The 24,920-nt window shown below is 73.1% G+C and carries 28 protein-coding genes; 12 read left to right on the top strand and 16 right to left on the bottom strand.

The genetic code is table 11. The features are described from left to right. Positions 1 to 4: 4 nt before the first annotated feature. Together RM590_RS15955 and RM590_RS36030 are read right to left on the bottom strand one after the other, a co-directional pair. On the bottom strand, positions 5 to 472 hold the full coding sequence (locus RM590_RS15955; protein ID WP_311705230.1) for a cysteine dioxygenase: 468 nt from the start codon (positions 470 to 472) through the stop codon (positions 5 to 7). Between the two features lie 87 nt (positions 473 to 559). Beyond that, positions 560 to 649, bottom strand: coding sequence for a putative leader peptide (locus tag RM590_RS36030; protein WP_394813871.1), 90 nt, complete (start codon positions 647 to 649; stop codon positions 560 to 562). A 114-nt stretch (positions 650 to 763) separates the two neighbouring features. Here RM590_RS36030 and RM590_RS36025 point away from each other — a divergent pair, with 114 nt between their 5' ends. The 3 genes from RM590_RS36025 (at position 764) to RM590_RS15945 (ending at position 2,392) form a co-directional block, all read left to right on the top strand. Continuing rightward, entirely contained in the window at positions 764 to 847 is an 84-nt protein-coding gene (locus tag RM590_RS36025; RefSeq protein WP_107484989.1) for a putative leader peptide, read from the top strand. A gap of 140 nt (positions 848 to 987) precedes the next feature. Next, on the top strand, positions 988 to 1,881 hold the full coding sequence (locus RM590_RS15950; RefSeq protein ID WP_311705229.1) for a TauD/TfdA dioxygenase family protein: 894 nt from the start codon (positions 988 to 990) through the stop codon (positions 1,879 to 1,881). 25 nt (positions 1,882 to 1,906) lie between these two features. Further along, positions 1,907 to 2,392, top strand: coding sequence for a winged helix-turn-helix domain-containing protein (locus RM590_RS15945; RefSeq protein ID WP_394813870.1), 486 nt, complete (start codon positions 1,907 to 1,909; stop codon positions 2,390 to 2,392). A gap of 28 nt (positions 2,393 to 2,420) precedes the next feature. On the opposite strand, the gene RM590_RS15940 is transcribed toward RM590_RS15945, so the two are convergent. The 14 genes from RM590_RS15940 to RM590_RS15880 all read right to left on the bottom strand — a co-directional run bounded on the left by RM590_RS15940 (position 2,421) and on the right by RM590_RS15880 (position 14,727). Then, on the bottom strand, positions 2,421 to 3,197 hold the full coding sequence (locus RM590_RS15940; RefSeq protein ID WP_311705228.1) for a sirohydrochlorin chelatase: 777 nt from the start codon (positions 3,195 to 3,197) through the stop codon (positions 2,421 to 2,423). Beyond that, positions 3,194 to 4,093 carry an ABC transporter permease gene (locus tag RM590_RS15935; RefSeq protein ID WP_311705227.1) on the bottom strand — a complete coding sequence of 300 codons (900 nt, stop codon included), beginning with the start codon at positions 4,091 to 4,093 and terminating at the stop codon, positions 3,194 to 3,196. Before RM590_RS15935 ends, RM590_RS15940 begins: the two co-directional genes overlap by 4 nt. Continuing rightward, positions 4,080 to 4,898, bottom strand: coding sequence for an ABC transporter ATP-binding protein (locus tag RM590_RS15930; RefSeq protein WP_311705226.1), 819 nt, complete (start codon positions 4,896 to 4,898; stop codon positions 4,080 to 4,082). Before RM590_RS15930 ends, RM590_RS15935 begins: the two co-directional genes overlap by 14 nt. A gap of 32 nt (positions 4,899 to 4,930) precedes the next feature. Continuing rightward, the gene (locus RM590_RS15925) at positions 4,931 to 6,064 is read right to left on the bottom strand and encodes an ABC transporter substrate-binding protein (RefSeq protein ID WP_311705225.1); all 1,134 of its coding nucleotides are present in this window, start codon (positions 6,062 to 6,064) and stop codon (positions 4,931 to 4,933) included. Positions 6,065 to 6,232: 168 nt separating this feature from the next. Beyond that, entirely contained in the window at positions 6,233 to 7,570 is a 1,338-nt protein-coding gene (locus RM590_RS15920) for a sulfate adenylyltransferase subunit 1 (protein ID WP_311705224.1), read from the bottom strand. Further along, entirely contained in the window at positions 7,570 to 8,511 is a 942-nt protein-coding gene (cysD, locus tag RM590_RS15915; protein WP_311705223.1) for a sulfate adenylyltransferase subunit CysD, read from the bottom strand. Before cysD ends, RM590_RS15920 begins: the two co-directional genes overlap by 1 nt. Before the next feature lie 68 nt (positions 8,512 to 8,579). Then, entirely contained in the window at positions 8,580 to 9,125 is a 546-nt protein-coding gene (gene cysC / locus RM590_RS15910) for an adenylyl-sulfate kinase (RefSeq protein ID WP_311705222.1), read from the bottom strand. Positions 9,126 to 9,153: 28 nt separating this feature from the next. After that, positions 9,154 to 9,867: a phosphoadenylyl-sulfate reductase gene (locus tag RM590_RS15905; protein WP_311705221.1), complete on the bottom strand. Its 714-nt coding sequence runs from the start codon at positions 9,865 to 9,867 to the stop codon at positions 9,154 to 9,156. Between the two features lie 19 nt (positions 9,868 to 9,886). Further along, positions 9,887 to 10,075, bottom strand: coding sequence for a hypothetical protein (locus tag RM590_RS15900; protein ID WP_311705220.1), 189 nt, complete (start codon positions 10,073 to 10,075; stop codon positions 9,887 to 9,889). After that, complete coding sequence (locus RM590_RS15895; RefSeq protein ID WP_311705219.1) at positions 10,072 to 11,766, bottom strand: nitrite/sulfite reductase; 1,695 nt, start codon at positions 11,764 to 11,766, stop codon at positions 10,072 to 10,074. The genes RM590_RS15900 and RM590_RS15895 overlap by 4 nt, the downstream gene beginning before the upstream one ends. A gap of 150 nt (positions 11,767 to 11,916) precedes the next feature. Then, the gene (locus tag RM590_RS36020; protein ID WP_394813880.1) at positions 11,917 to 12,000 is read right to left on the bottom strand and encodes a putative leader peptide; all 84 of its coding nucleotides are present in this window, start codon (positions 11,998 to 12,000) and stop codon (positions 11,917 to 11,919) included. A 92-nt stretch (positions 12,001 to 12,092) separates the two neighbouring features. Continuing rightward, complete coding sequence (locus tag RM590_RS15890; RefSeq protein ID WP_311705218.1) at positions 12,093 to 12,689, bottom strand: GNAT family N-acetyltransferase; 597 nt, start codon at positions 12,687 to 12,689, stop codon at positions 12,093 to 12,095. 65 nt (positions 12,690 to 12,754) lie between these two features. Then, positions 12,755 to 12,913: a hypothetical protein gene (locus tag RM590_RS15885; protein ID WP_311705217.1), complete on the bottom strand. Its 159-nt coding sequence runs from the start codon at positions 12,911 to 12,913 to the stop codon at positions 12,755 to 12,757. A 164-nt stretch (positions 12,914 to 13,077) separates the two neighbouring features. Then, entirely contained in the window at positions 13,078 to 14,727 is a 1,650-nt protein-coding gene (locus RM590_RS15880) for an isovaleryl-CoA dehydrogenase (protein ID WP_311705216.1), read from the bottom strand. A 106-nt stretch (positions 14,728 to 14,833) separates the two neighbouring features. On the opposite strand from RM590_RS15880, the gene RM590_RS15875 reads away from it, so the two are divergent. The 9 genes from RM590_RS15875 to RM590_RS15835 all read left to right on the top strand — a co-directional run bounded on the left by RM590_RS15875 (position 14,834) and on the right by RM590_RS15835 (position 24,914). Then, complete coding sequence (locus RM590_RS15875) at positions 14,834 to 15,634, top strand: SAM-dependent methyltransferase (RefSeq protein WP_311705215.1); 801 nt, start codon at positions 14,834 to 14,836, stop codon at positions 15,632 to 15,634. A 70-nt stretch (positions 15,635 to 15,704) separates the two neighbouring features. Next, the gene (locus RM590_RS15870) at positions 15,705 to 16,616 is read left to right on the top strand and encodes a helix-turn-helix domain-containing protein (protein ID WP_311705214.1); all 912 of its coding nucleotides are present in this window, start codon (positions 15,705 to 15,707) and stop codon (positions 16,614 to 16,616) included. 120 nt (positions 16,617 to 16,736) lie between these two features. Next, a complete protein-coding gene (gene lon / locus RM590_RS15865; RefSeq protein ID WP_311705213.1) occupies positions 16,737 to 19,133 on the top strand; it encodes an endopeptidase La in 2,397 nt (798 codons plus the stop codon). A 227-nt stretch (positions 19,134 to 19,360) separates the two neighbouring features. Next, a complete protein-coding gene (locus RM590_RS15860) occupies positions 19,361 to 20,683 on the top strand; it encodes a hemolysin family protein (protein WP_311705212.1) in 1,323 nt (440 codons plus the stop codon). After that, a complete protein-coding gene (locus RM590_RS15855; protein WP_311705211.1) occupies positions 20,680 to 21,699 on the top strand; it encodes a hemolysin family protein in 1,020 nt (339 codons plus the stop codon). Before RM590_RS15860 ends, RM590_RS15855 begins: the two co-directional genes overlap by 4 nt. A gap of 60 nt (positions 21,700 to 21,759) precedes the next feature. Then, positions 21,760 to 22,335: a TerD family protein gene (locus tag RM590_RS15850; RefSeq protein WP_311705210.1), complete on the top strand. Its 576-nt coding sequence runs from the start codon at positions 21,760 to 21,762 to the stop codon at positions 22,333 to 22,335. Positions 22,336 to 22,404: 69 nt separating this feature from the next. Beyond that, positions 22,405 to 22,872, top strand: a complete 468-nt coding sequence (locus RM590_RS15845; RefSeq protein ID WP_311705209.1) for a PPOX class F420-dependent oxidoreductase — start codon at positions 22,405 to 22,407, stop codon at positions 22,870 to 22,872. Between the two features lie 78 nt (positions 22,873 to 22,950). Further along, positions 22,951 to 24,429 (top strand): AlkA N-terminal domain-containing protein, encoded by a 1,479-nt coding sequence (locus RM590_RS15840; RefSeq protein ID WP_311705347.1) that lies wholly within the window; start codon positions 22,951 to 22,953, stop codon positions 24,427 to 24,429. Further along, positions 24,429 to 24,914 (top strand): methylated-DNA--[protein]-cysteine S-methyltransferase, encoded by a 486-nt coding sequence (locus tag RM590_RS15835; RefSeq protein ID WP_311705208.1) that lies wholly within the window; start codon positions 24,429 to 24,431, stop codon positions 24,912 to 24,914. Before RM590_RS15840 ends, RM590_RS15835 begins: the two co-directional genes overlap by 1 nt. The last annotated feature ends 6 nt before the right edge of the window (positions 24,915 to 24,920 follow it).

Genomic DNA, 24,920 nt, shown 5'->3' with positions numbered 1-24,920 from the left:
GGCGCTACTCCGTCACCGCGTCGGTGCGCACGAGCGTGAGCCCGCCGTCCGCGTCCTGCGCGTAGTAGGACTGGGTCGTCAGGGCCGGCGCGTAGGCATGGATGCTCACGGCGGGCCGCGCGCCCCGGTTGGTCACCTGGTGGATGTGGCGCGGGCCGAACGCCCGCACGGCCCCGGTGCCCAGCAGCCGGGGCGCCGGCGCGGGCGCGTGGAACGCGCGCTCGGTCAGGGCGCCCTCCACCACGCCGAACGAGCCGGCGGAGCCGCCGTGGTCATGGATCTCGGTGCCCTGGCCCGGCAGCCAGGTCAGCAGCCACACCTCGTGGTCGGCGGTCACCTCCAGCCGCCGGTAGTGGCGGCCGGGGGAGGTGAAGCGCACCAGCGGGCGCCACAGTGCGGGACGGGCGGCGAACCGGCGCACGGTGTCGGCGAGTTCGCCGGGGGAGAGCACGACAGGAGTGGGCAGGGACATGGTGAACCTCGCAACGGTGTCGTCGGCGGGCGGAGACGGGGAAAACCACCGCGCCCACGGCGGAACACCGGGCGAGAGCGCGGTCGTTCAGAAACGACGACCGCGGCGACACAGCGCGCTGGCGACGCGGACGAGGTCCACGTGCCATCGGGAAAAGAAGCGCTTGCTGGTCGGCATGGAATCACAGTGACAGCGGCGCGCGGCGCCGGTCAAGCCGGGGTCCGGCGAAGGGGCCGGCGGGGAAAACAAATACCTTGACGGCCAAGAGAACGGCTGGCATGCTCACCTATCGTGAGCCAGGCTGACTTTCTCGTAGTGCGCCTGCACGTCGATCTCCGACGGCAGGCCAGCGCCATCTGTGCCGCCGGTCGCTGACCCGCGCCAGCCGACGTTCGCCCGCTCACACTTTTCCCGCCCTTCGCCACGCGTCTGTTCGCGTGTGCCCCGGCGCGCGGGACGAATTCGGCTGCCTTCGCACCCCTTTTCCGGCACAGAATCCCGAAAGGCAGCACCGCATGACCACCACCGGTTTCGACATTCGCAGGATCGGCGGGCGCATCGGCGCCGAAATCACCGGCGTCGACATCGCCGGCGACCTGGGATCCGGCGTCGTTTCCGAGATCAACTCCGCGCTGATCGAGCACAAAGCGCTCTTCTTCCGGAACCAACGCCTGGACGACGCCGCGCAGATCCGGTTCGCCTCGCTCTTCGGCGAGCTCACCACCGCCCACCCCACCGTGCCGGCCGCCGAGGGGCAGCCGCACATCCTGCCGGTCAACGGCGCGGAGGGCATCCGCTCCAACCGCTGGCACACCGACGTCACGTTCGTCCGCACACCCCCCAAGGCGACGACGCTGCGCAGCCTCGTCGTGCCCCCCTTCGGCGGCAACACCCTGATCGCCAACTCGGCCGCCGCCTACCGCGACCTGCCCCGGCCGCTGCGCGAACTGGCCGACGGGCTGTGGGCCGTGCACACCAACGACTACGCCGAGCCGCGCAACGCCAAGGCCGCCGAGCACCGCCGGCAGTGCGTCTCCCGGAAGTACCAGACCGCGCACCCCGTGGTCCGCGTGCACCCGGAAAGCGGTGAACGCGGCCTGTTCATCGGCGGGTTCGCCCAGCGGATCGTCGGCCTGAACGCGGACGAGTCCCGCGACATCCTGCGCATCCTCCAGAGCTATGTGACCCGCCCCGAGAACGTCGTGCGGTGGAGCTGGGCGCCGGGCGACCTCGTCCTCTTCGACAACCGCATCACCCAGCACTACGCGCCCGACGACTACGGCGACCTGCCGCGCCTGCTGCACCGGGTCACCGTCGCCGGGGACGTGCCCGTGGGCATCGACGGAGAGCACAGCCGCGTCGTCGAGGGCGACGACGCGCAGCATTACACGCCCGCCGTGGCGGCCTGACCGATTCCACAGGAAGGAGCCGACCATGCGGCACCTCACCGCTCTCCCCGACCTGCCCGACCTCACCGTGACGCTCGTGCCGGAAAGCCCCGAGGCCACGAACAGCACCGTGCCGCTCGTCGGTTATCTGGTCCTGGCCCCGGCCGGGACCCAGCCGAACCAGCTCACCGAGCTGATCAACGCGTCCCGCACCGCGGCGCCGCCCCCGGCCCCGGCCACCGGGCGGGGCATCACGGTCGACACCGAGGAACGCACCGCGACCGTGGACGGCCGGCCGCTGCGCCTGACCTACCTCGAATTCGAGCTGCTCGCCCACCTGGTGAAGCACCCCCACCGGGTCTACACGCGCGAGCAGTTGGTCGCCACCATCTGGGGCTACGGCCCGGTGGGGGACCAGCGCACGGTGGACGTCCACGTCGCGCGGCTGCGCCGCAAGCTGGGCGCGGCGCACCGCGAGCGGATCGTCACGGTCCGCCGGGTGGGCTACAAGTACACGCCGCCCGGGAGCTGACCGTTCGGTGGCGCGTCCTGTGCCGGGCTCAGCCCGCGAGCAGGGCGCGCAGCCGGGGGCGGGCCGCCGCCGCGTACCGGGCGAGCAGCAGCCGGGCCAGCTCGGGTGCGTCCCCCAGCACCGGGGCCACGAGGTCGGCGCCCGCCTCCCGGGCGCCGGCCAGGATCCGGTCGGGCAGCCGGCCCGGCGCGATGACATAGGGGGCCACGGCCACCCGCCGGACGCCGTCCGCGCGCAGCGCGCGGACGGCGTCCGCCGTCGTGGGCCGCGACGCGGACGCGAACGCCGGCCGCACCGCGCACCAGCCGCCGGTGCGCCGCCAGTGCCGGGCGAGCCGGCCGATCACCGCGATCGCCTCGGGGTCGGTGGAGCCGGCCGCGGCCAGCACGACACCGGTCGCCGCCTGGTCGGCCGGGTCGAGCCCGGCCTCGGCCAGCCGCCGCTCCAGCGCGGCGAGCAGCGGCGCCTCCGGGCGCGGCGTCTGCCCCAGCCCCAGGACATCCGCCTGCCGGATGATCAGTCCCGGCAGCCGGGCGGCCTGCTCGCCGAGGACCGCGGGGATGTCCGTCTTGGCGTGGAAGGCCCGGGTCAGCAGCAGCGGGACGGCGACGACGTGGCGTTCTCCCTCGGCGTGCAGCCGGGCGAGGACCTGGTCGACGCGCGGCACGTTGAAGTCGAGGAAGCCGGTGACGACGCGCAGCCCCGGCGCCAGCGACCGGGCCCGCGCGGTGAGCGCGGACACGGTCGCGGCGTGCCGGGGATCGCGGCTGCCGTGGGCTATGACCAGCAGGGTGGGGGAGGTCATGACACTCGGGCGAGCAGGCCGCGGCTGCGCAGCACGCGGCGCTCCAGCGGCGAGAAGAACAGCAGGTCGATGGCGACGCCGACGACCAGGATGAGGATGATCGTGGCGAGCACGCCGGACATGTTCTGCATGGTCCGGAAGCCCTCCATGAGCTGGCCGAGGCCGGTGCCCAGGCTGGGCGACTGGACGATCAGCTCCGCCGCCATCAGGGACCGCCAGGAGAACGCCCAGCCCTGCTTGAGCCCCGCCAGGTAGCCGGGCAGCGCGGCCGGCAGCAGCACGTGCCGGACGCTGGTCAGGCCCCGGGCGCCCAGCATCCGGCCGGCCCGCAGATACAGCGGCGGGATCTGGTCGACGCCCGCGACGATGCCGTTGGCGATGGACGGCACGGCACCGAGCAGCACCACCGCGTAGATGGTGCCGTTGGTCAGGCCGAACCAGATGATCGCGGCCGGCACCCAGGCGATCGACGGCAGCGACTGGAGGCCGGTCAGCACCGGCCCGATCGCGGCCCGGACCAGCTTGACGCGGGCCACCACCAGGCCCAGCGGGGTGCCGACGGCCACCGCGATGAGGAAGCCGAGGATGCCGCGCGAGACGCTGGTCCAGATGTACTCGAACAGGGTGCCCTGGAGCCACATCTCCTTGAACTCGGCGCCCACGTCCGCCGGGCTCGGCAGCAGATAGTCCGGCTGGACCTCGGCCCAGTAGGCCAGTTGCCAGACGAACAGCACCAGGCCGACGGCCACGATCGGCGGCAGCACCTTGGTCAGCAGGATGCGGCCGATGGGCAGCCGCTCGGCCGCCGGGGCGGTCTCCAGCGCGTCGAGCCCCGCCTCCAGACCGGCGAGGTCGTTCGTGCCCGCGCGCTTCTCGCGGGTCTCACTGCTGGCCATGGCGGCGGATCTCCTCCCGGAGGCGTTCGGTGATTTCCACGGAGAGCGCGGACACCTCGGCGTCCTCGATGCGGCGCGGCTGGTCGATCCGCACCTCCCACTCGTGCACGATCCGGCCCGGGCGCGAGGACAGCAGAACGACCCGCTGGGCCAGGCGCACCGCCTCGCGCACGTTGTGCGTGACGAACAGGACCGACACGCCGGTCTCGTTCCAGATCCGGGTCAGCTCCTCGTGCAGCACGTCCCGGGTGATCGCGTCGAGCGCGGCGAACGGCTCGTCCATCAGCAGCAGTTGGCTGTCCTGGGCGAGCGCCCGGGCCAGCGCGACGCGCTGCCGCATGCCGCCGGACAGTTCGTGGACGCGCTTGCCGTAGGCGCCCTGCAGGCGGACCAGCGCGAGCAGCCGCTCGGCCTCCGGCCGGCGCTCGTTCTTCGGCAGGCCGCGCAGCCGCAGCGCCAGCTCGATGTTCCGGCCGGCGGTCAGCCATGGGAAGAGCGCGTGGTCCTGGAACATCAGGGCGGGGCGCCCGCCGGGGACCGAGATGGTGCCGGCGGACGCCGCGTCCAGCCCGGCGGTCAGGTTCAGCAGCGTCGACTTGCCGCAGCCCGAGGCACCGAGCAGGGTGACGAACTCCCCGGGGGCGACATCGAGACTGATGTCGTCCAGCACGAGCTGCTGGCGGCCGGGCCGGCCGAAGGACTTCGACACGTGGTCGAGGCGGACGGCGTACTCGGGTCCGGCCTGATCGGCACTCTCCGGCTTGTCCTTCTTATCCTTCTTGTCCTTGTCGAGGGCGAGGGCCATCGGTGTCACCTCCTGGGTGGTGTGGGGGGCCGTCACTCGACGCCGAGGCCGGCGTCCTCAGTGATCTCCGGAAGCCCTTCCTCCGCCAGTACCCGGTTGAGGATGGAAAGGTCGTAGATGCCCGTGAGGTCGGTCTCCTCCAGCAGGCCGGCGTTGATCGCGTTCTCCGCGCCGGTCTTGAGGGTCTGGGCCAGCGGGTCGTTGAGGAACTCGACGTGGTCGAACGCCGGGTCCAGCACCTCCGGGGGCAGCTCGCTGCCGCCCGGCAACTGGGCCAGCGCGCTGTTGAACTGGCTCTTCGCCTCGTCCGGGTGCTCGTTGATCCAGGCGTTGGTGCGCACGACGCCGCGCACGATGGCCTCGACGACGTCCTCGTGCTCGGCCAGGAAGTCCTGCGAGGCGATCACGTGGGTGACGACGTACTGGCCGTTCTCCCACAGCTCGCCCTCGTCGAGCAGCGTCTCGGCGCCGCGGCTGACGAGGTTCGCGGCGGTGGGCTCCGGGACCCACGCCCCGTCGATGTCGCCGTTGTCGAACGTGGCCGGGATCTCCGCGTTGGGGATGCGGAACACCTCGACATCGCCCGTGCCGTCCTGCGGGTTCACCTCGTAGCCCTGGCCGGCGAGGTAGTTGAGCAGCGCGACGTCCTGCGTGTTGCCGAGCTGGGGGGAGGCGATGCGCGCGCCCTCCAGCTCGTCCAGGCTGGACACCGCGTCCGGGTTGACCACGAGCGCCGCGCCGCCGGAGGCCGCGCCCGAGACGATGCGGAGGCTCTCGCCGCCCGACTGGGCCCAGCCGTTGATCGCCGGGTTCGGGCCGAGGAACGCCACGTCCAGGTCGCCCGCGTTCAGCGCCTCGATCGCGGACGGGCCGGCGTTGAAGATCTGCGGAACGGCCTCGGTGCCGCCGAGCGCCTGCCGTATCAGGCCGTCGTCCTGGAGGCCGACCACGGCGGTGGCGTGGGTGATGTTGGCGAAGTAGCCGATGTTCACCTGATCCGTGGACAGGGCGGGGGCGTCCCCGGAGCCGGACGGGGCCGGGGTGTCGTCCTCGGCCTCGGAGCCGTAGCCGCAGGCGGCCAGGGTGCCGACGAGGAGCGGCAGGGCCGCCGCGCCGGCCAGCAGGCGGCGGGCTCGTCTGGGGGACGGGAGACGGATCGCGGTCATGGGTTCTCGGTTCCTTCCGGGGAGCGGCGTGCGAGCGGTGGGCAAACGGACATGGCGGGCGTCAGCGGCCCGCACATCGCCCCATGCCGCCCTCGCCGCTGCCGAGCGCGCCGCTCCCGACGCGCCCGCCCTCCTTGGCGAACGTCCCGAAGGCGTCCGCCGCCCCGGTCAGAAGTCCCATGCGCCTGCCTCGTCGTCGCCGGCCGCGGCAGCGGCGGCGAAGGCGTCGCCCGCCATGCCGGCCGTCAGCGTCGAGCCGTCCGCGGGGTCGATCAGCAGGAACGAGCCGGTGGTGCGGGAGACCGCGTAGTCGTCCATCGCCAGCGGCTCGGACGTGCGGATCACCACGCGGCCGATGTCGTTGGCCACCAGCTCGCCGGGCTCGGCGTGCTGGGACAGGTCGGCCAGGGTGAGCCGGGAGGGGATCTCCTTGACGATCGCCTTGACGGTGCGCGTCGCGTGCTTGAGCAGCACCCGGGCGCCCGGGGTCAGCGGGCGGTCGTGCAGGTGGCAGACCGTCGCGGTGATGTCCCGGGTGGCGACGGCCGCGCCGCCGGCCGGGGCGATGAGATCGCCGCGCGAGATGTCCAGGTCGTCGGCGAGCGTGAGCGTCACGGACTGCGGCGCGAAGGCCAGCTCGACGGACTGGCCCAGCGCGTCGATCTTCTCGATGGTGCTGGTCCGCCCCGAGGGCTGGACGACGACCCGCTCGCCGACGCGCAGCACGCCGGAGGCGATCTTCCCCGCGTAGCCGCGGAAGTCCGGGTGCTCGGCGGTCTGCGGGCGGATGACGTACTGCACCGGGAACCGCGCCGGGTCCTCGGCCGGGTCGTGCGTCACCGGGACGGTCTCCAGGTGCTCCAGCACCGTAGGGCCGCCGTACCAGTCCATGGCGGCCGACGCCGTCACCACATTGTCGCCGACCAGGGCCGAGATCGGGATCGCGGTGACCTCGGGCACGCCCAGGGAGGCCGCGTACGCGGTGAACTCCCCGGCGATCCGCGCGAACACCGGTTCGGCATAGTCGACGAGATCCATCTTGTTGACGGCGAGCACCACATGGGGCACCCGCAGCAGCGCGGCGACGGCCGCGTGGCGGCGGGTCTGCTCGACGACCCCGGCGCGCGCGTCCACGAGGATGATGGCCAGCTCGGCGGTGGAGGCGCCGGTGACCATGTTCCGCGTGTACTGCACGTGGCCGGGGGTGTCGGCCAGGATGAACCGGCGGCGGGGCGTGGCGAAGTAGCGGTAGGCCACGTCGATGGTGATGCCCTGCTCGCGCTCCGCGCGCAGGCCGTCGGTCAGCAGCGCGAGGTCGACGGCCTCCTGGCCGCGGTTGCGGGAGGCGGCCTCGACGGCCTCCAACTGATCGGCGAGCACCGACTTGGAGTCGTGCAGCAGCCGCCCGACCAGGGTGGACTTGCCGTCGTCCACCGAGCCGGCCGTCGCGAAGCGCAGCAGCGCGGTGGTGGTCAGCGGCTCGATGCCGGACGCGGGTGCGGTCATCAGAAGTACCCCTCGCGCTTGCGGTCCTCCATGGCGGCCTCGGACAGCTTGTCGTCGGCCCGCGTCGCGCCCCGCTCGGTCAGCCGGGAGGCCGCGATCTCGGCGATGATCTGCTCGACCGTCGCCGCGTCCGAATCGACCGCGCCCGTGCAGGACATGTCGCCCACCGTGCGGTAACGCACCAGGCGCCGGTCCGTCCGCTCGCCGTCCTTGGGACCGCCCCACTCGCCGGGCGCCAGCCACATGCCGTCGCGGGCGAACACCTCGCGCTCGTGGGCGAAGTAGATTTCCGGGATGTCGATCTTCTCCCGGCCGATGTACTGCCAGACGTCCAGCTCGGTCCAGTTGGACAGCGGGAAGACGCGGACGTGCTCGCCGGGCGCGTGCCGCCCGTTGTAGAGCTGCCACAGCTCCGGGCGCTGGCGGCGCGGGTCCCAGCCGCCGAACTCGTCGCGCAGCGAGAACACCCGCTCCTTGGCTCGGGCCTTCTCCTCGTCGCGCCGGCCGCCGCCGAACACCGCGTCGAAGCGCTGGGTCTCGATGGCGCTCAGCAGCGGCACGGTCTGCAGCGGGTTGCGGGTGCCGTCCGGCCGCTCGCGCAGCTCGCCGCGGTCGATGAACTCCTGGACGGAGGCGACGTGCAGCCGCAGCCCGTGCTGGGCGACGACGCGGTCGCGATAGGCGATGACCTCGGGGAAGTTGTGCCCGGTGTCCACGTGCAGCAGGGCGAACGGCAGCGGCGCGGGCGCGAACGCCTTGAGCGCCAGGTGCAGCATGACGATCGAGTCCTTGCCGCCGGAGAACAGGATCACCGGCCGCTCGAACTCGCCCGCCACCTCGCGGAAGATGTGCACCGCCTCGGACTCCAGCACGTCCAGGTGCGGCAGGGCGAACGGCGCGCCGCCGACGGTGTGTCCGGGTCGTCGGACCGTCACGGTCATGCTGTCTTCCTCTCGCTCGCTGGTTTCCCCGGTGGCCGGTGTGCCGCCGGGGGCCGGGCGTCCGCCGCTCACAGCAGCCCCCGGTCCCGCAGCAGCGCGTAGAGCGCGGCGGCGGACTCCTCGACGGACTGCTCGTGGGCGGCGATCCGCAGGTCGGGATCGGCCGGCTCCTCGTACGGGTCGTCCACCCCGGTCAGGCCGGAGAGTTCGCCCGCGGCCTGCTTGGCGTACAGCCCCTTCACGTCCCGCACCGAGCAGACCTCGACGGGCGTGGCCACATGCACCTCGACATAGCCGGTGCCCGCCGCCTGGTGGCGCTTGCGCACCGCCTCGCGGCTGTCCGCGTAGGGGGCGATCACCGGCACCAGCGTCTTCACGCCGTGCGAGGCGAGGAGTTGGGCGACGAACCCGATGCGCTGCACGTTGGTGTGACGGTCCTCGCGCGTGAAGCCCAGGCCGGCCGAGAGGAATTCGCGGATCTCGTCGCCATCGAGCACCTCGACGCGGTGGCCCTCGCCGGCCAGTCGGTACGCCAGCGCCCGGGCGATGGTGGTCTTGCCCGCGCTGGGCAGGCCGGTGAGCCAGATGGTGGCGCCCTGCCCTGTCCCGGTCATCTCGTGTGTCCTCGTCGTCGGCGTCATGTCAGCCGTGCAGCCCGCACTCGGTCTTGCCCAGACCGGCCCACCGGCCGGCCCGCGCGTCCTCGCCGTCCGCTATGCGGCGCGTGCAGGGCGCGCAGCCTATGGAGGCGTAGCCGTCCTGGAGGAGCGGATTCATGAGCACCCCGTGCTCGGCCGCGTAGGCCGCCACATCGTCCTCCGTCCACCTGGCTATCGGAGCGATCTTCACCTTGCCGCGCCTGGCGTCCCAGCCGACGACCGGCGTGTTGGCGCGGGTGGGCGACTCGTCGCGGCGAAGTCCCGTGGCCCAAGCATCGTATGCCCCCAAACCGGCCTCAAGCACCTCAACCTTCCGCATGGCGCAGCACAGATCGGGGTCCCGGTCGTGCAACCGCGGCCCGTACTGGGCGTCCTGCTCGGCGACGGTCAGCCGCGGTGTGAGGGTGATGACGTTGACGTCCATCACGGCGGCGACCGCGTCCCGGGTGCCGATGGTCTCGGGGAAGTGGTAGCCCGTGTCCAGGAACAGCACGTCGATGCCCGGCCGCGCGGTGGCCGCCAGGTGCGCCACGACGGCGTCGGCCATGGACGAGGTGACGCACAGCCGCGGGCCGAAGGTGTCGGCGGCCCAGCGCATGATGTCCGGGGCCGGGGCGTCCTCCAGCTCGCGGCCCGCCCGCTCGGCGAGCGCGCGCAGCTCCTCGGCCCTGGTCGGCTCGGTGGTGATCGCGGTCATGATGCCTCTTCCCGTTGCGTCAGCGTGCTTCTGCGCCGCCGTCGTCGGCGGCGGGCCGCGCGAGGCCCCTGGCCAGCAGGCCGAGGAACGACAGCCGGAAGGCGCGGTTGCAGGACGCGCACTCCCAGGCGCCGTGCCCCGCCTCGCTGGGGCGCAGGTCCTCGTCGCCGCAGTACGGGCAGTAGAACGGGGCGGCCCTCTCGCTCACGACAGGGATCCCTCGTCCGCACGCGCGGCCCACTGGGCGAAGCGCTCGCCGGGCTCGCGTTGTTCCTGGAAGGCGCGCAGCACGCGCTCGACGTAGTCGGCGAGTTGGGCGGCGGTGACCTTCAGGCCGCGGACCTTGCGGCCGAAGGCCGGCTCCAGGCCGAGGGCGCCGCCGAGGTGGACCTGGAAGCCCTCCACCTGGTTGCCCTCGTCGTCCGTGACGAGCTGGCCCTTGAGACCGATGTCCGCGACCTGGATGCGGGCGCAGGAGTTGGGGCAGCCGTTGATGTTGATCGTGATCGGCTCGTCGAAGTCCGGCAGGCGGCGCTCCATCTCGTCGATCAGCCAGGCGCCGCGGCCCTTGGTCTCCACGATGGCCAGCTTGCAGAACTCGATGCCGGTGCAGGCCATCGTGCCGCGCCGGAACGCCGAGGGTGCGGTCGTGAGGTCGAGCGCCGCCAGGCCCTCGGTGAGCGCCGCCACCCGCTCCTCGGGCACGTCGAGGATGAGCATCTTCTGCTGCACCGTGGTGCGCACCCGCCCCGAGCCGTGCGCCTCGGCGAGGTCCGCGATCTTGGTCAGGGTGGTGCCGTCCACCCGCCCGACGCGCGGGGCGAAGCCGACGTAGTAACGGCCGTCCCGCTGGCGGTGGACGCCCACGTGGTCGCGCCAGTGGTGCGGGGGCTGCTCGGGCGCCGGGCCGTCGGCGAGCTTGCGCAGCAGGTACTCGTCCTCCAGCACTTGGCGGAACTTCTCCGCGCCCCAGTCCGCCACCAGGAACTTGATGCGGGCCCGGGTGCGCAGCCGCCGGTAGCCGTAGTCGCGGAAGATGCCGACGATGCCCTCGTGGACGTCGGCGACCTCCTCCAGCGGCACCCAGACGCCCAGCCGCACGCCGATCTTCGGGTTGGTCGACAGCCCGCCGCCCACCCACACGTCGAAGCCGGGGCCGTGCTCGGGGTGGTTGACGCCGACGAACGCGACGTCGTTGATCTCGTGCGCCACGTCGAGCAGCGGCGAGCCGGAGACCGCCGTCTTGAACTTGCGCGGCAGGTTCGAGTACGCCTTGTTGCCCACGACCCGGCGGTGGATCTCCTCGATCGCCGGGGTGCCGTCGATGATCTCGTCCTCCGCGATGCCCGCCACGGGCGAGCCGAGGATCACGCGCGGGGTGTCGCCGCACGCCTCGGTGGTGGACAGGCCCACGGCCTCCAGGCGGCGCCAGATCTCCGGCATGTCCTCGATGCGGATCCAGTGGTACTGGACGTTCTGCCGGTCGGTGATGTCGGCGGTGCCGCGGGCGAACTCCTGCGAGATCTCACCGATCACGCGCAGTTGCGCGGTGGTCAGCCGGCCGCCGTCGATGCGGACCCGGAGCATGAAGTACTCGTCGTCCAGCTCCTCCGGCTCCAGGATCGCCGTCTTGCCGCCGTCGATGCCGGGGCGGCGCTGGGTGTAGAGCCCCCACCAGCGCATCCGGCCGCGCAGGTCCTGCCCGTCGATCGAGTCGAAACCGCGGTGCGCGTAAATCGTCTCAATGCGTGTCCGTACATTGAGACCGTCGTCGTCCTTCTTGACCTGCTCGTTGCCGTTGAGCGGGGTGAAGTGCCCGGCGGCCCACTGGCCTTCGCCGCGGTGGCGGCCGGCCTTGCGGCGGGTCGGGGCGACGGGCTTCTTGCCGGGGTCGGACATCGTCACGCGATCCTTCTGCGGGCAGCAGGGCGGCTCTGCCCGGGGGCACCCGCGGCGCTGCGGGCGTCAGGGCAGAGTGAACGGTCGGTGCGGGTGGACACCCGCGGGTTTCGGGAAAGTGTCGGGGACCGGCTCGCGCTGCGGCGGCTCTCAGCGGGCCGGACAGATGGCGCTGGACATTCGACCGAGGTCGACGTGGCGCCGACTCACCAGGATGGTTCCAGCTTGTGACATGACGGAAGCGTGGCACGCGGTGACGTCCGCGTCCACTGAGATCCAGCATGTGGACATTGTGGTCCCAATATGCGAGACGAGTGAGAGCTCGGTCACATTCGGTCGCAGGCGCCTGGCCAGGGGCCGGGAGCGGGCGCCGCTGGCTCGTCGGTGACCGAGGTGTCGAACACCCGGAAGCCGCGCCGCCGGTAGTTGTCCAGGGCGTGCGGGCCGTCCTTGCTGCAGGTTTTGACCCAGACCCGGCGGGTCGCCTCCCGGTCCGGCCAGCGCGTGGCGAGATCCCAGGCGCGGGCCGTGCCGAACGTCAGCAGCGCGCCGCCGAGCCCCCGGCCGCGCGCCGCGGGCAGCAGCCCGAAGTAGCTGATCAGCACGGCGCCCGCGGCCTGCGCCTCCAGTTCGATGAAGCCCGCGGGCGTGCCGCGGTCGTAGGTCACCCACGTCTCCACGCCTGGCCGCTCCAGGAAGGCCCGCCACTGCTCGTGGGGCCAGCCGAGCCGGTCCGTCCAGTGCACGTCGCCGCCCACCGCCGTATACAAGAAGCGGCTGAACTCGGGGCTGGGCACCTCCGCCCGGAGCGTCCGGACGCCGGGCGCCCCGGCATCCGCGCGGGCGGCGGGGGCGGTGAGGTCACCGGGGGATGTCTGCTCCAGTGACCAGGTGGTCACCCGGAACGTGGGGGCGTCGTTCATCCGGGCATTTCATCACATCGACACCCGTGGCCCCACCGGCCCCCGGGACCGGTGGGGCACGGAGGTCAGCCGCCCAGCAGGCGTTCCACCAACTCGCGGTAGTCCAGCATCAGCACGCGCTGGCGCTCGGTGCCCCGCCCGTCGTCGTACGGCTCGCGTCCCCTGGCGCCCAGCGCCTCCGCGAGCTGGGCCTCGATCCCGGACCCGGTCCACATGCCTTCCATGACGCACCACCCTTGTCGTCGTGCCCGCCCGCGCGGCCGGCCAGGACGGCCACGGCCGGCGGAGCGGACGCCGAGGTGCTCATGACTCGCCGTCGAGGAGGACTTCTCCGACGGGTGTCATGCAGTGGGTCTTACCTGGTGGGCGGGGCCCAAACCTCTCCGCGTTACATGCCGTTAACCGGGCGGGCCCGCTCGACGACGCTCTCCAGGTCGCCGCCCGGCAGCGTGCCGAACGCGCCGCCCCAGTCGCCGCCCAGCCGCGAGGCGCAGAACGCGTCGGCCACCGCCGGCGGCGCGTACCGCACCAGCAGCGCGCCCTGGAGCACCAGCGCCAGTCGTTCCACCAGACGCCGGGCCCGGCTCTCGATCCCGTCCAGGTCGGACATCTGGGTCAGCAGCTCCTTGATCGCGGCGTCCAGCCGGGCGTCCGCCCCGGCCGCCCGCCCGACCTCCGCGAGGAACGCGTTCAGCGCGCCCGGCTCCCGTTGCAGCGCGCGCAGCACGTCCAGCGCCTGGATGTTGCCCGAGCCCTCCCAGATGGAGTTGAGCGGCGACTCGCGCAGCAGCCGCGGCATGCCCGACTCCTCGACATAGCCGTTGCCCCCCAGGCACTCCAGCGCCTCGGCGGCCACCGGCGTGCAGCGCTTGGTGACCCAGTACTTCGCGGCGGGCACCGCCAGCCGCAGCAGATGCCGCTCCTGGGCGCTGCCGGCCGCCGCGGCGTCGCTCGCCGCGGCCAGCCGCAGCGTCAGCGCGGTGGCGGCCTCGGACTCCAGCGCCAGGTCGGCCAGCACGTTCCGCATCAGCGGCTTGTCGATCAGTTTCCCGCCGAACGCCTCCCGGTGCGCCGCGTGATGGACCGCCTGCGCCACCGCCTGCCGCATGATCGCCGCCGAGCCGGCCACGCAGTCCAGCCGCGTCGCGCCGACCATCTCGATGATCGTGGGCACCCCGCGCCCCTCCTCGCCGACCCGCCACGCCAGCGTGGTGCCGTCGAACTCCACCTCGGCCGAGGCGTTGGAGCGGTTCCCCAGCTTGTCCTTCAGCCGCTGGATCCGGAACGCGTTCCGCTCGCCGTCCGGCAGCACCCGGGGCAGCAGGAAGCACGTCAGCCCGCCCGGCGCCTGGGCCAGCACCAGGAAGGCGTCGGACATCGGCGCCGAGCAGAACCACTTGTGCCCGGTCAGCGCGTACGCCCCCGGCTCGGAAAGGGGCTCCGCGCGCGTCGTGTTGGCCCGCACGTCCGAGCCGCCCTGCTTCTCGGTCATCCCCATCCCGGCCAGCACGCCCGCCTTGCCGGCCGCCGGCCGCAGGCCCGGGTCGTAGCGGCGCGAGGTCAGCAGCGGCTCCCAGACGCGCGCCAGCTCCGGCTCGGCGCGCAGCGCCGGCACCGCCGAGTGCGTCATGGACACCGGGCACCCGTGCCCGGCCTCGACCTGCGACCACACCAGGAAACCGGCCGCGCGCCGCAGATGCCCGCCGGGCCGGGACCAGGCGTCGGTCAGCCCCGCCGAGACGGCCCTGCGAAGCAGGTGGTGCCACGCCGGGTGGAAGTCCACCTCGTCGACGCGGTGCCCGTACCGGTCGTGGGTGCGCAGCACCGGCGGGTTGGCGTTGGCCAGCGTCCCCCACTCCTGGGCCTCGGCCGAACCCGCCGCCCGGCCCAGCGCGGTCAGCTCGGCGGTGGCCTCCTCGGCCACCTCCGGCGCGATGTGCCGCGCGAACGCCTCGGCGAGCGCCGCGTCGCCGCCGAACACGTCGTGCTCCACCAGGGGCGGAACCTGATTGGTCACCGAGTGGGTGCTGGACGTCATGCCGCTACCGTAGGGCGGCGGACGCTCCCCGTCACCACCTGCCGGGTGCGGCCCGTTCCGGGCCCGCTACGCTGAGGCGCTCCGACCGCCGCCGGAGGAGGACGCCGTGACCGATCCCACCACCAACGAGGCGCTGGCACTGGACACTTCCGTGCCGCACTCGGCCCGCATCTGGAACTACTGGCTGGGCGGCAAGGACCACTACGCGATCGACCGCGAGACCGGCGACGAGATCCTGCGGATCGCCCCCGGCATGATCACCTACGCCCGCGCCGACCGCGCGTTCCTCGGCCGCGCCGTCCGCTACGTGGCGGAAGAGGCGGGGATACGCCAGTTCCTGGACATCGGAACGGGCCTGCCCACCGTGGACAACACCCATGAGGTGGCCCAGCGGGTGGCCCCGGACTCCCGCGTCGTCTACGTGGACAACGACCCGCTGGTCCTCGCCCACGCCCGCGCCCTGCTGACCAGCACCCCGGAGGGCGCCACGGACTACCTCCACGCGGATCTGGAGGACCCGGACCTGATCCTGGACGCCGCGGCCCGGACCCTGGACTTCGGCCGGCCGGTCGCCATCATGCTGCTGGGCGTCGTCAACTACGTCGCCGACGACGGCGAGGCCCACTCCATTGTCAAGCGGCTGCTGGACGCCGTACCGTCCGGCAGCCACCTGGTGCTGTCCCACACCTCCGTCGGTCCCGGCACGGACGAGGCGGTCGAGCACTGGAACCAGCACGGCACCCCGAAGCTTACCCAGCGCACCAAGGCCCAGGTCGCCGAGCTGTTCACCGGCCTGGAGCTGGTGGAGCCCGGGGTGGTCGCCTGCTCGCACTGGCGCCCGGAGGCGACTCCCTGGGGGGAGCCGGAGGAGGTGCACATCGTCTGCGGCGTCGGACGAAAGTTGTGACCGCCCTAACCGAACGAGCGGGGAACCTTAGTACAGTTGGGCGTTCGCGGTTACTGCGATGGGAGCGGTCATGGGCGTGCTGAACCATGGGGAAGCCGTCAGCGAGCGCAGTGCCGCTCGTACCATTGACTACCGGCAGACCGGGCCCACCGTGCCCCGCATGGTCCTCGGCGCCCGGCTGCGCCAGCTCCGCGAGGCCAGGGGCATCACGGGCGCGGACGCGGGGGAGCGGATCCGCGCCTCGCACTCCAAGATCAGCCGGCTGGAGATGGGCCGGACCGGCTTCAAGGCCCGCGACGTGCGGGACCTGCTGACGTTGTACGGCGTCACCGACGAGGCCGAGATCGCCACCATGCTGGCGCTGGCGCTCCAGTCGAACACGCCGGGCTGGTGGCACCTCTACTACGACGTCGTGCCGACCTGGCTCAACGTGTACCTGGGCCTGGAGCAGACCGCCGTGGTCATCCGCGGCTACGAACTCCAGTTCGTCCCCGGCCTCCTCCAGACCGAGGAGTACGCCCGGGCCGTGGTCCTGCTGGGCCCCGAGGACACCGAGGACCGGATCGAGCGCCGCGTCGAGCTGCGGATGGGCCGGCAGCGGATCCTGCACCGGGAGCGCCCGCCGCACCTGTGGGTGGTGATCGACGAGGCGGCCCTGCGCCGCTCGATGGGCGACGCGGGGCTGATGCGGCGGCAGCTCGACCACCTGCTGGACGTCTCCGAGCTGCCGCACGTGACGATCCAGGTGGTCCCGTTCGCGGTGGGCGGCCACGCGGCGATCGCGGGCCCGGTCACGGTGCTGCGTCCGCCCGGCGGGGAGCTGCCCGACGTGGTCTATCTGGAGCAGCTCACGGGCGGCGTCTACCCCGACAAGCCGGCCGAGATCGAGCAGTACCGGCACATGATGAACCGCCTCGTGGTGGAGGCCCACCCGCCGAGCGCGACCCGCGACTTCCTGTACCGGGTGCGCCGCGACACCTGAGCGGGCGGGCATGCGCCGCCGCGTATCGCTGTGAGCGAACAGCGCGGAGGCCGGGGAACATCTCCACCCCCTCCCGGCATTGAGCCGACGAAGCTCAATTTGCCTGCCGAGGGAGAGGTCATGACTTCGTCGTTCGATGTACTCACCCTGCCCGTGCTGCCGCTCGATGACGAAGTGGTGCTGCCAGGGATGGTGGTGCCGCTGGAGCTCTCCGACTCCGACGTGCGGGCCGCCGTGGAGGCCGCGCAGGCCGCGGCCGGCCGGGGGGAGAAGCCCCGGCTGCTGCTCGTTCCGCGTATCGACGGCACCTACGCCGGGATCGGCGTCGAGGGCCGCGTCGAGCAGGTCGGGCGGCTCGCCGACGGTGATCCGGGAGCCCTGGTGCGCGGACTGCGCCGGGTCCGGATCGGATCCGGGACCACCGGCCCCGGTGCCGCGCTGTGGGTCGAGAGCACGCGCATCGAGGAGACCGTGCCCACCCCGCTGCCCGGCGCCGTCGCCGAGCTGGTCAAGGAGTACAAGGCACTGACCACGACCTGGCTCCGCAAGCGCGGCGCCTGGCAGATCGTGGACCGCGTGGAGCAGATCGAGGACGTGGGCCTGCTCGCGGACAACGCCGGCTACCTGCCGTTCCTCAAGACCGAGCAGCGGGTCACGCTGCTGGAGGCCACCGACCCCGTCGAGCGCCTGAAGCTCGCCATCGCGCTGCTCGGCGGCCACCTGGCCGAGCAGGACGTGGCCGAGTCCATCGCCAAGGACGTCCAGGAGGGCGTCGACAAGCAGCAGCGCGAGTTCCTGCTGCGCCGCCAGTTGGACGCCGTCCGCAAGGAGCTCGCCGAGCTGAACGGCGACGCCGCCGACGAGGGCGAGGACTACCGCGCCCGGGTGGAGGCCGCCGACCTGCCGGAGAAGGTGCGCGAGGCCGCGCTCAAGGAGGTCGACAAGCTGGAGCGGTCCTCCGACGCGAGCCCCGAGGGGAGCTGGATCCGCACCTGGCTCGACACCGTGCTGGAGCTGCCCTGGAACACCCGCACCGAGGACGCCTACGACATCGCCGGCGCCAAGGCCGTGCTCGACGCCGACCACGCCGGGCTCGCGGACGTCAAGGAGCGGATCACCGAGTACCTGGCCGTGCGCAAGCGGCGCGGCGACCGCGGCCTCGGCGTCATCGGCGGCCGGCGCGGCGGCGCCGTGCTGGCCCTGGTCGGCCCGCCCGGCGTCGGAAAGACGAGCCTCGGCGAGTCGGTCGCCCGGGCCATGGGCCGCAAGTTCGTCCGGGTGGCGCTCGGCGGCGTCCGCGACGAGGCCGAGATCCGCGGCCACCGGCGCACCTACGTCGGCGCGCTGCCCGGCCGCGTCGTGCGGGCCATCAAGGAGGCCGGCTCGATGAACCCGGTCGTGCTGCTGGACGAGATCGACAAGGTCGGCAGCGACTACCGGGGCGACCCCGCCGCCGCGCTGCTGGAGGTCCTCGACCCCGCGCAGAACCACACGTTCCGCGACCACTACCTGGAGGTCGAACTCGACCTGTCCGACGTGGTGTTCCTGGCCACGGCCAACGTGCTGGAGGCCATCCCCCAGCCGCTGCTGGACCGGATGGAGCTCGTGCGGCTCGACGGCTACACCGAGGACGAGAAGGTCATCATCGCCCGGGACCACCTCGTTCCCCGGCAGCTCGAGCGCACCGGCCTGGCCGGCGACGAGGTCGTCGTCGAGGACGGCGTGCTGCGCAAGCTGGCCGGCGAGTACACCCGCGAGGCCGGGGTGCGGAGCCTGGAGCGGACCATCGCCCAGTTGCTGCGGAAGGTGGCGGCCCGCGCCGAGCTGAACGAGCTCAGCCTGCCGTTCACCGTCGCCGAGGCCGGACTGCGGGACCTCATCGGGCGCCCGCACCACACCCCGGAGGCGGCGCAGGAGCCCGCCGAACGGCGCACGGCGGTGCCCGGCGTGGCCACCGGCCTCGCGGTCACCGGCACCGGCGGCGACGTCCTCTACATCGAGGCGTCCCTGGCCGACCCGGAGACCGGCGGCGCCGGCCTGACCCTCACCGGTCAGCTCGGCGACGTGATGAAGGAGTCGGGCCAGATCGCCCTGTCCTACCTGCGGTCCCGGGGCGCCGAGCTGGAGCTGCCGGTCGGCGACCTGAAGGAGCGCGGCATCCACCTGCACGTCCCGGCGGGCGCCGTGCCCAAGGACGGGCCCAGCGCGGGCATCACCATGACGACCGCCCTGGCCTCGCTGCTCAGCGGCCGGCAGGTGCGGCCCGACGTGGCGATGACCGGCGAGGTCTCGCTGACCGGGCGGGTGCTGCCCATCGGCGGCGTCAAGCAGAAGCTGCTCGCCGCCCACCGGGCGGGGCTGACCACTGTGATCATCCCCAAGCGGAACGAGCCCGACCTGGACGACGTCCCCGGCGAGATCCTGGCCAAGCTCGACGTCCACCCGGTCACCGACGTCCGGCAGGTCCTCGACCTGGCCCTGACCCCCGCCGCGCGGGAAGTCTCCATCGCGGCCTGACCCCGCGGCCCCGGGCCGGGCGGATCCTGTGTCGACAGGATTTTCCCGGCCCGGCCCGCCGCCCGGCTTGATGAACCCTTTACGCTGGGAAGCCGGGCACCCCGCCCACCCGATCCCACGAGTCGATCAGCCAGAAGGAGCCCCGGGACCCCCATGGGTGAACCTCCCAGTACCAGCCGTGCCGTCCCCCGCCGGAAACCCGCGCGCCAGGGTGGGGGGGTGGCACGGTGACCGAGATCGTGCTTCTCCTGTTCGCCCTTGCCCTCACCCTGGCCTGCGCGGTGTTCGTCGCGGCCGAGTTCTCCCTGACCACCGTCGAGCGCGGCGAGCTGGAACGCGCGGCCCAGGCCGGTGAACGCGGCGCCGAGGGCGCGCTGCGGGCGGCCCGGCGGCTGACGTTCCAGCTCTCCGGCGCCCAGCTCGGCATCACCGTCACCTCGCTGGTGATCGGCATGCTCGCCGAGCCCTCGCTCGCCTCCCTGCTGCGCGGTCCCCTGGGGGACCTCGGCCTGGGCGGCGCCGCCTCCTCCGTGGCCACCGTGCTGGGCGTCGCGCTCTCCACCGTGGTCCTGATGGTGGTCGGCGAGCTGGTCCCCAAGAACTGGGCGATCTCCCGCCCGCTGGCCGTCGCCAAGGTGGTCGCCGGCCCGCAGCGCGGCTTCACCGCGGTCTTCGGCCCGCTGATCCGCCACCTCAACGACACCGCGAACCGGCTGGTGCGCCGCTTCGGCCTGGAGCCCACCGAGGAGCTGGCCTCCGCCCGCGGCCCCGAGGAGCTGATGGCGCTGGCCCGGCACTCCGCCGCGGAGGGCGCGCTGGAGGCCGACTCGGCCGAGCTGTTCGTCCGCACCCTGCACCTCGGCGAGCTGACCGCGGAGAACGTGATGACGCCCCGCGTGGACGTGCTGGCCCTGGAGGCCCACGCCACCGCCGCCGACGCGGCCAACCTCACGCACGCCACCGGCCTGTCCCGCTTCCCGGTCTACCGCGACAGCCTGGACGAGGTCATCGGCACCGTGCACATCCGCGACGTGCTCGCCCTGGACCCGGAGCGGCGCCTGACCACGCCGGTCACCGACCTGCTCTCCACGCCCCTGCTGGTCCCCGACAGCCTCCCCGTCGACCGGCTGCTGGAGCGCCTGCGCGCCACCCGGACGATGGCCGTGGTCATCGACGAGTACGGCGGCACCGCGGGCGTCGCCACCATGGAGGACATCGTCGAGGAGGTCGTCGGCGAGGTCCGCGACGAGCACGACCCGCTGGAGGTCCCCGACCTGCTGCCCGCGCCGCCCACCGACGACGGCCGCGCCGCCTGGGAGGCGGACGGCGGCGTCCGGCTGGACCAGCTCGCCACCATCGGCCTGGCCGCCCCGGACGGTCCCTACGAGACGCTGGCCGGTCTGCTCGCCACCCGCCTGGCGCGGATCCCCGAGCAAGGCGACATCGTCCGCCTCGACGGCTGGGAGCTGGCCGTCCTGGACATCGAGCACCACCGCGCGGACCGCGTCGCGATCGTCGCGCCGGCCCTGGACCGGGAGGAGGTCCGATGACCGCCGTGCAGCTCACCATCGGCGTTCTGACGCTGTTCACCAACGCCTTTTTCGTCGGCGCCGAGTTCGCGATGATCTCCGTGCGCCGCAGCCAGATCGAGCCCCGCGCACAGGCCGGCGACAAGCGCGCCCGCGCCTCGCTGTGGGGACTCGAGCACCTGTCCACGGTGATGGCCACCGCGCAGCTCGGCATCACCGTCTCCTCGCTGGTCCTGGGCGCCGTCGCGGAGCCCGCCATCGCCCATCTGCTGGAGCCCGCGTTCGAGGCGGCGCACGTCCCGCACGGCCTGGTGCACCCCATCGCGTTCCTCATCGCGCTGGCCGCGGCCACCTATCTCCACATGCTCGTCGGCGAGATGGTCCCCAAGAACATCGCGCTGGCCGCCCCCGTCCCCACCGCGCTGGTGCTCGGCCCGCCGCTCGTCGCGCTCACCCGCGCGCTGCGCCCGGTCGTCTTCGGCATCAACGCCTTCGCCAACGTGCTGCTGCGGCTGCTGAAGGTCGAGCCGAAGGACGAGGTCGCGGCCGTCTTCACCGACGACGAACTCGCCCGCCTCGTCGCGGACTCCAGCCAGGCCGGCCTGCTGGAGCCGGCGGACGGCGAGCGGTTGCGCGACGCGCTGGAGCTGGGCACCCGGCCGGTCGGCGAAATCCTCGTCCCGCTCAGCCAGATGACGACCGTCGGCCACCGAGTCACCCCGGCCGAGCTGGAGCACGTGGCGACCTCCGCCGGATACTCCCGGCTGCCGGTCATCGGCCCGGGCGGGGCCGTTCTCGGCTATCTGCACATCAAGGACGGCCTCGGACTCACCGAGCGCGACAAGCCGTTCCCGCGCGGCGCGCTGCACACGGTCACCCGCGTCGAGATCGACACCCCGCTCGACGACACCCTGACCGCGATGCGCGCCGACGGCACGCACCTGGCCGCCGTCACCGGCGGCAAGGGCACCGTGCTCGGCTTCGTCACCATGGAGGACGTCCTGACCACGCTCGTCGGTCCCGCGCCGACGGCGTAACCCCCGGCGTCTTCTACAGTGTTGTCCGTTCACCGGTCACCGGATCAGGAGGAGGAAAACGTGGGGGTATCCCTGTCCAAAGGCGGCAACGTCTCGCTCAGCAAGGAGGCGCCGGGCCTGCGCGCCGTCCTGGTGGGGCTCGGCTGGGACGTGCGCACCACGACCGGTGCCGACTACGACCTGGACGCCAGCGCCCTGCTGTGCACCAGCGCCGGGAAGGTCGCCTCGGACCAGCACTTCGTCTTCTACAACAACCTCACCAGCCCGGACGGTTCCGTCGAGCACACCGGCGACAACCTCACGGGTGAGGGCGAGGGCGACGACGAGGTCATCAAGGTCAACCTGGAGGCCGTGCCCGCCGACATCACGACCATCGTCTTCCCGGTGTCCATCCACGACGCCGCGAACCGGGGCCAGAGCTTCGGCCAGGTCAGCAACGCGTTCATCCGCGTGGTCAACCAGGACGGCGGCGCGGAGCTCGCCCGTTACGACCTCAGCGAGGACGCCGCCACCGAGACGGCGATGATCTTCGGCGAGCTGTACCGGCACGGCACGGAGTGGAAGTTCCGCGCGGTCGGCCAGGGGTACGCCTCGGGCCTGGCCGGAATCGCCACCGACTACGGCGTCAACATCTGAGCCGACTAGTCCCCGCCGCGCCCGGGCCGCCCGGCCCGGGCGCGGCTGCCGGGCGTAGGGTGCTGCGCCATGAGTCCTTCGATCGCGACGAACACCAGCGTCGACCTCGCCCAGCTTCTCGACTTCGTGCGGCCCCGCCACCGCGCCATCCTGCTGACCCGCCGCGGCGACGGCTCCCCGCAGGGATCGCCGCTCACCTGCGGCGTGGACGACAGCGGGCGCATCGTCGTCTCGACCTACCCCGAGCGCGCGAAGACCCACAACGCGCGGCGCGACCCCGAGGTCAGCGTCATCGTCCTGTCGGACGAGTGGGACGGCCCCTGGGTGCAGATCGACGGTACCGCCGAGGTGCTCGACGTGCCGGACTCCGTGGAGCCGCTCGTCGAGTACTACCGCAACATCGCCGGTGAGCACCCGGACTGGGACGAGTACCGCGCCGCGATGGTCCGCCAGGGCAAGTCGCTGATCCGGATCACGCCCCGTCGCTGGGGCCCCGTCGCGACGGGTGGCTTCCCCGCCCGGCTCGCCCCCCGCTGACCCGCCCGTCCCCGCCCCACCGCCATGTCCGATTTCCGCCAGTGATCGGGGTTCCGCCCCGGCACACTGGAGGGCGTGATGGACGATGACAGCAGGTACGAGGCGGTGCGCAGCCGTGACGAGCGCTTCGACGGGGTGTTCTTCACAGCCGTGCTGACCACCGGCATCTACTGCCGGCCGAGCTGCCCGGCGACCACGCCGAAGCGGCACAACGTGCGGTTCCACCCCTCGGCCGCCGCCGCCCAGGCGGCGGGCTTCCGGGCCTGCCGCCGGTGCCGCCCCGACGCGGTGCCCGGCTCCGCCGAGTGGAACGCCCGGGCCGACGCGGTCGGCCGCGCGATGCGGATGATCGCCGACGGCGTGGTGGACCGCGAGGGCGTGGCCGGGCTCGCCCGGCGGCTCGGCTACAGCGCCCGCCAGGTGCAGCGGCAGTTGACCGCCGAGCTGGGCGCGGGCCCGGTCGCGCTGGCCCGGGCCCAGCGCGCGCACACCGCCCGCATCCTGCTCCAGACGACCGAACTCCCGGTCACCGAGATCGCGTTTGCGGCCGGTTTCTCCAGCGTCCGGCAGTTCAACGACACGGTGCGGGACGCGTACGCGAGCACCCCCAGTGAGCTGCGCTCCTCCGGCCGGCGCGGCGCCCGGCCCGGCCCCGGCGAGCCGGACGTGCCCAGCGGCGGCATCCCGCTGCGGCTGGCGCACCGGGGCGCCTACGACTCCCGGCAGGTCTTCGACTTCCTTCAGCGCCGGGCCATCGCCGGCATCGAGGAGATGACCGGCGCCCCGGGCGCCCGGACCTACCGCCGCTCGCTCGCCCTGCCGCACGGCACCGGCGTGGCGGAGGTCGACGAGGCACCCGGCGCGCCCGGCGCCCGCTGGCTGGACTGCCGGCTGCGGCTGACCGACCAGCGCGACCTGACGGCCGCCGTGCAGCGCGTCCGGTGCCTGTTCGACCTGGACGCCGACCCCTACGCGGTGGCCGAACGCCTCGGCGCCGACCCCGTTCTCGGGCACCTGGTCGCGGCCCGGCCCGGGCTGCGCTCGCCGGGCGCCGCGGCCCCGGACGAGCTGGCCGTGCGCGCGGTCCTCGGCCAGCAGGTCACGGTCGCCTCCGCCCGCACCCTCACGTCCACGCTCGTCGCCGCGTACGGCAAGCCGCTGCCGGCGCCAGACGGCGCGCTCACCCACGTCTTCCCCGAGTCCGGCGCGCTGGCGGCGGCGGCGCTCACCGAGCTGGGCATGCCCGAGTCCCGGCGCGCCACGATCCGCACGGTGTGCGCCGCCCTGGCCGACGGCACCGTCACCCTCGACCCGGGCGCGGACCGCGCGGAGGCCGAGCGGGCGCTGCTCGCGCTGCGCGGCATCGGGCCCTGGACGGCGGGCTACATCCGGATGCGGGCCCTGGGCGACCCCGATGTCTTCCTGCCGGGCGACGCCGGCGTCCGGCACGGCCTGCGCCTGGTCGGCGCGGGCCTCGCGGCGGCCGAGTCCTGGCGCCCCTGGCGCTCATACGCCCTGCACCACCTGTGGAACGCGACGACCCTGGAGACCACCTGATGCTGTACACGATCGCGCCCAGCCCGCTGGGCGACCTGCTGATCGCCGGGCCCCGGCCCGGCACGCTCGCCTCCGTCACGGTGCCCGGCCAGCGGGGGGGCGCCCGCGTCGGCCCCGACTGGAGGCGTGACGACGCCGCGTTCGCCGCCGCCGTCCGGCAGTTCGAGGCGTATTTCGCGGGCGAGCCCAAGGAGTTCGACGTGGCACTGGCCCCGGCCGGCACCCCGTTCCGGCAGCGCGTGTGGCAGGCGCTGGACCTGGTCGGCTACGGCTCCACCGTCACCTATGGCGAACTCGCCACGCTGGCCGGCCTGTCACCCCGCGCGGTGCGCGCGGTCGGCGGGGCCGTCGGCGCCAACCCGCTGTCGGTGATCCGGCCCTGCCACCGCGTCATCGGCGCGAACGGCTCGCTGACCGGCTACGCGGGCGGCCTGGACCGCAAGCGTCACCTGCTCGCCCTGGAGGGCGCGCTCCTCGCCGCCTAGCCGATC

Origin of the sequence: Streptomyces litchfieldiae (assembly GCF_031845365.1) — a bacterium.
Classification (GTDB): domain Bacteria; phylum Actinomycetota; class Actinomycetes; order Streptomycetales; family Streptomycetaceae; genus Streptomyces; species Streptomyces litchfieldiae.
This window is presented reverse-complemented; position numbering and strand designations above follow the sequence as displayed.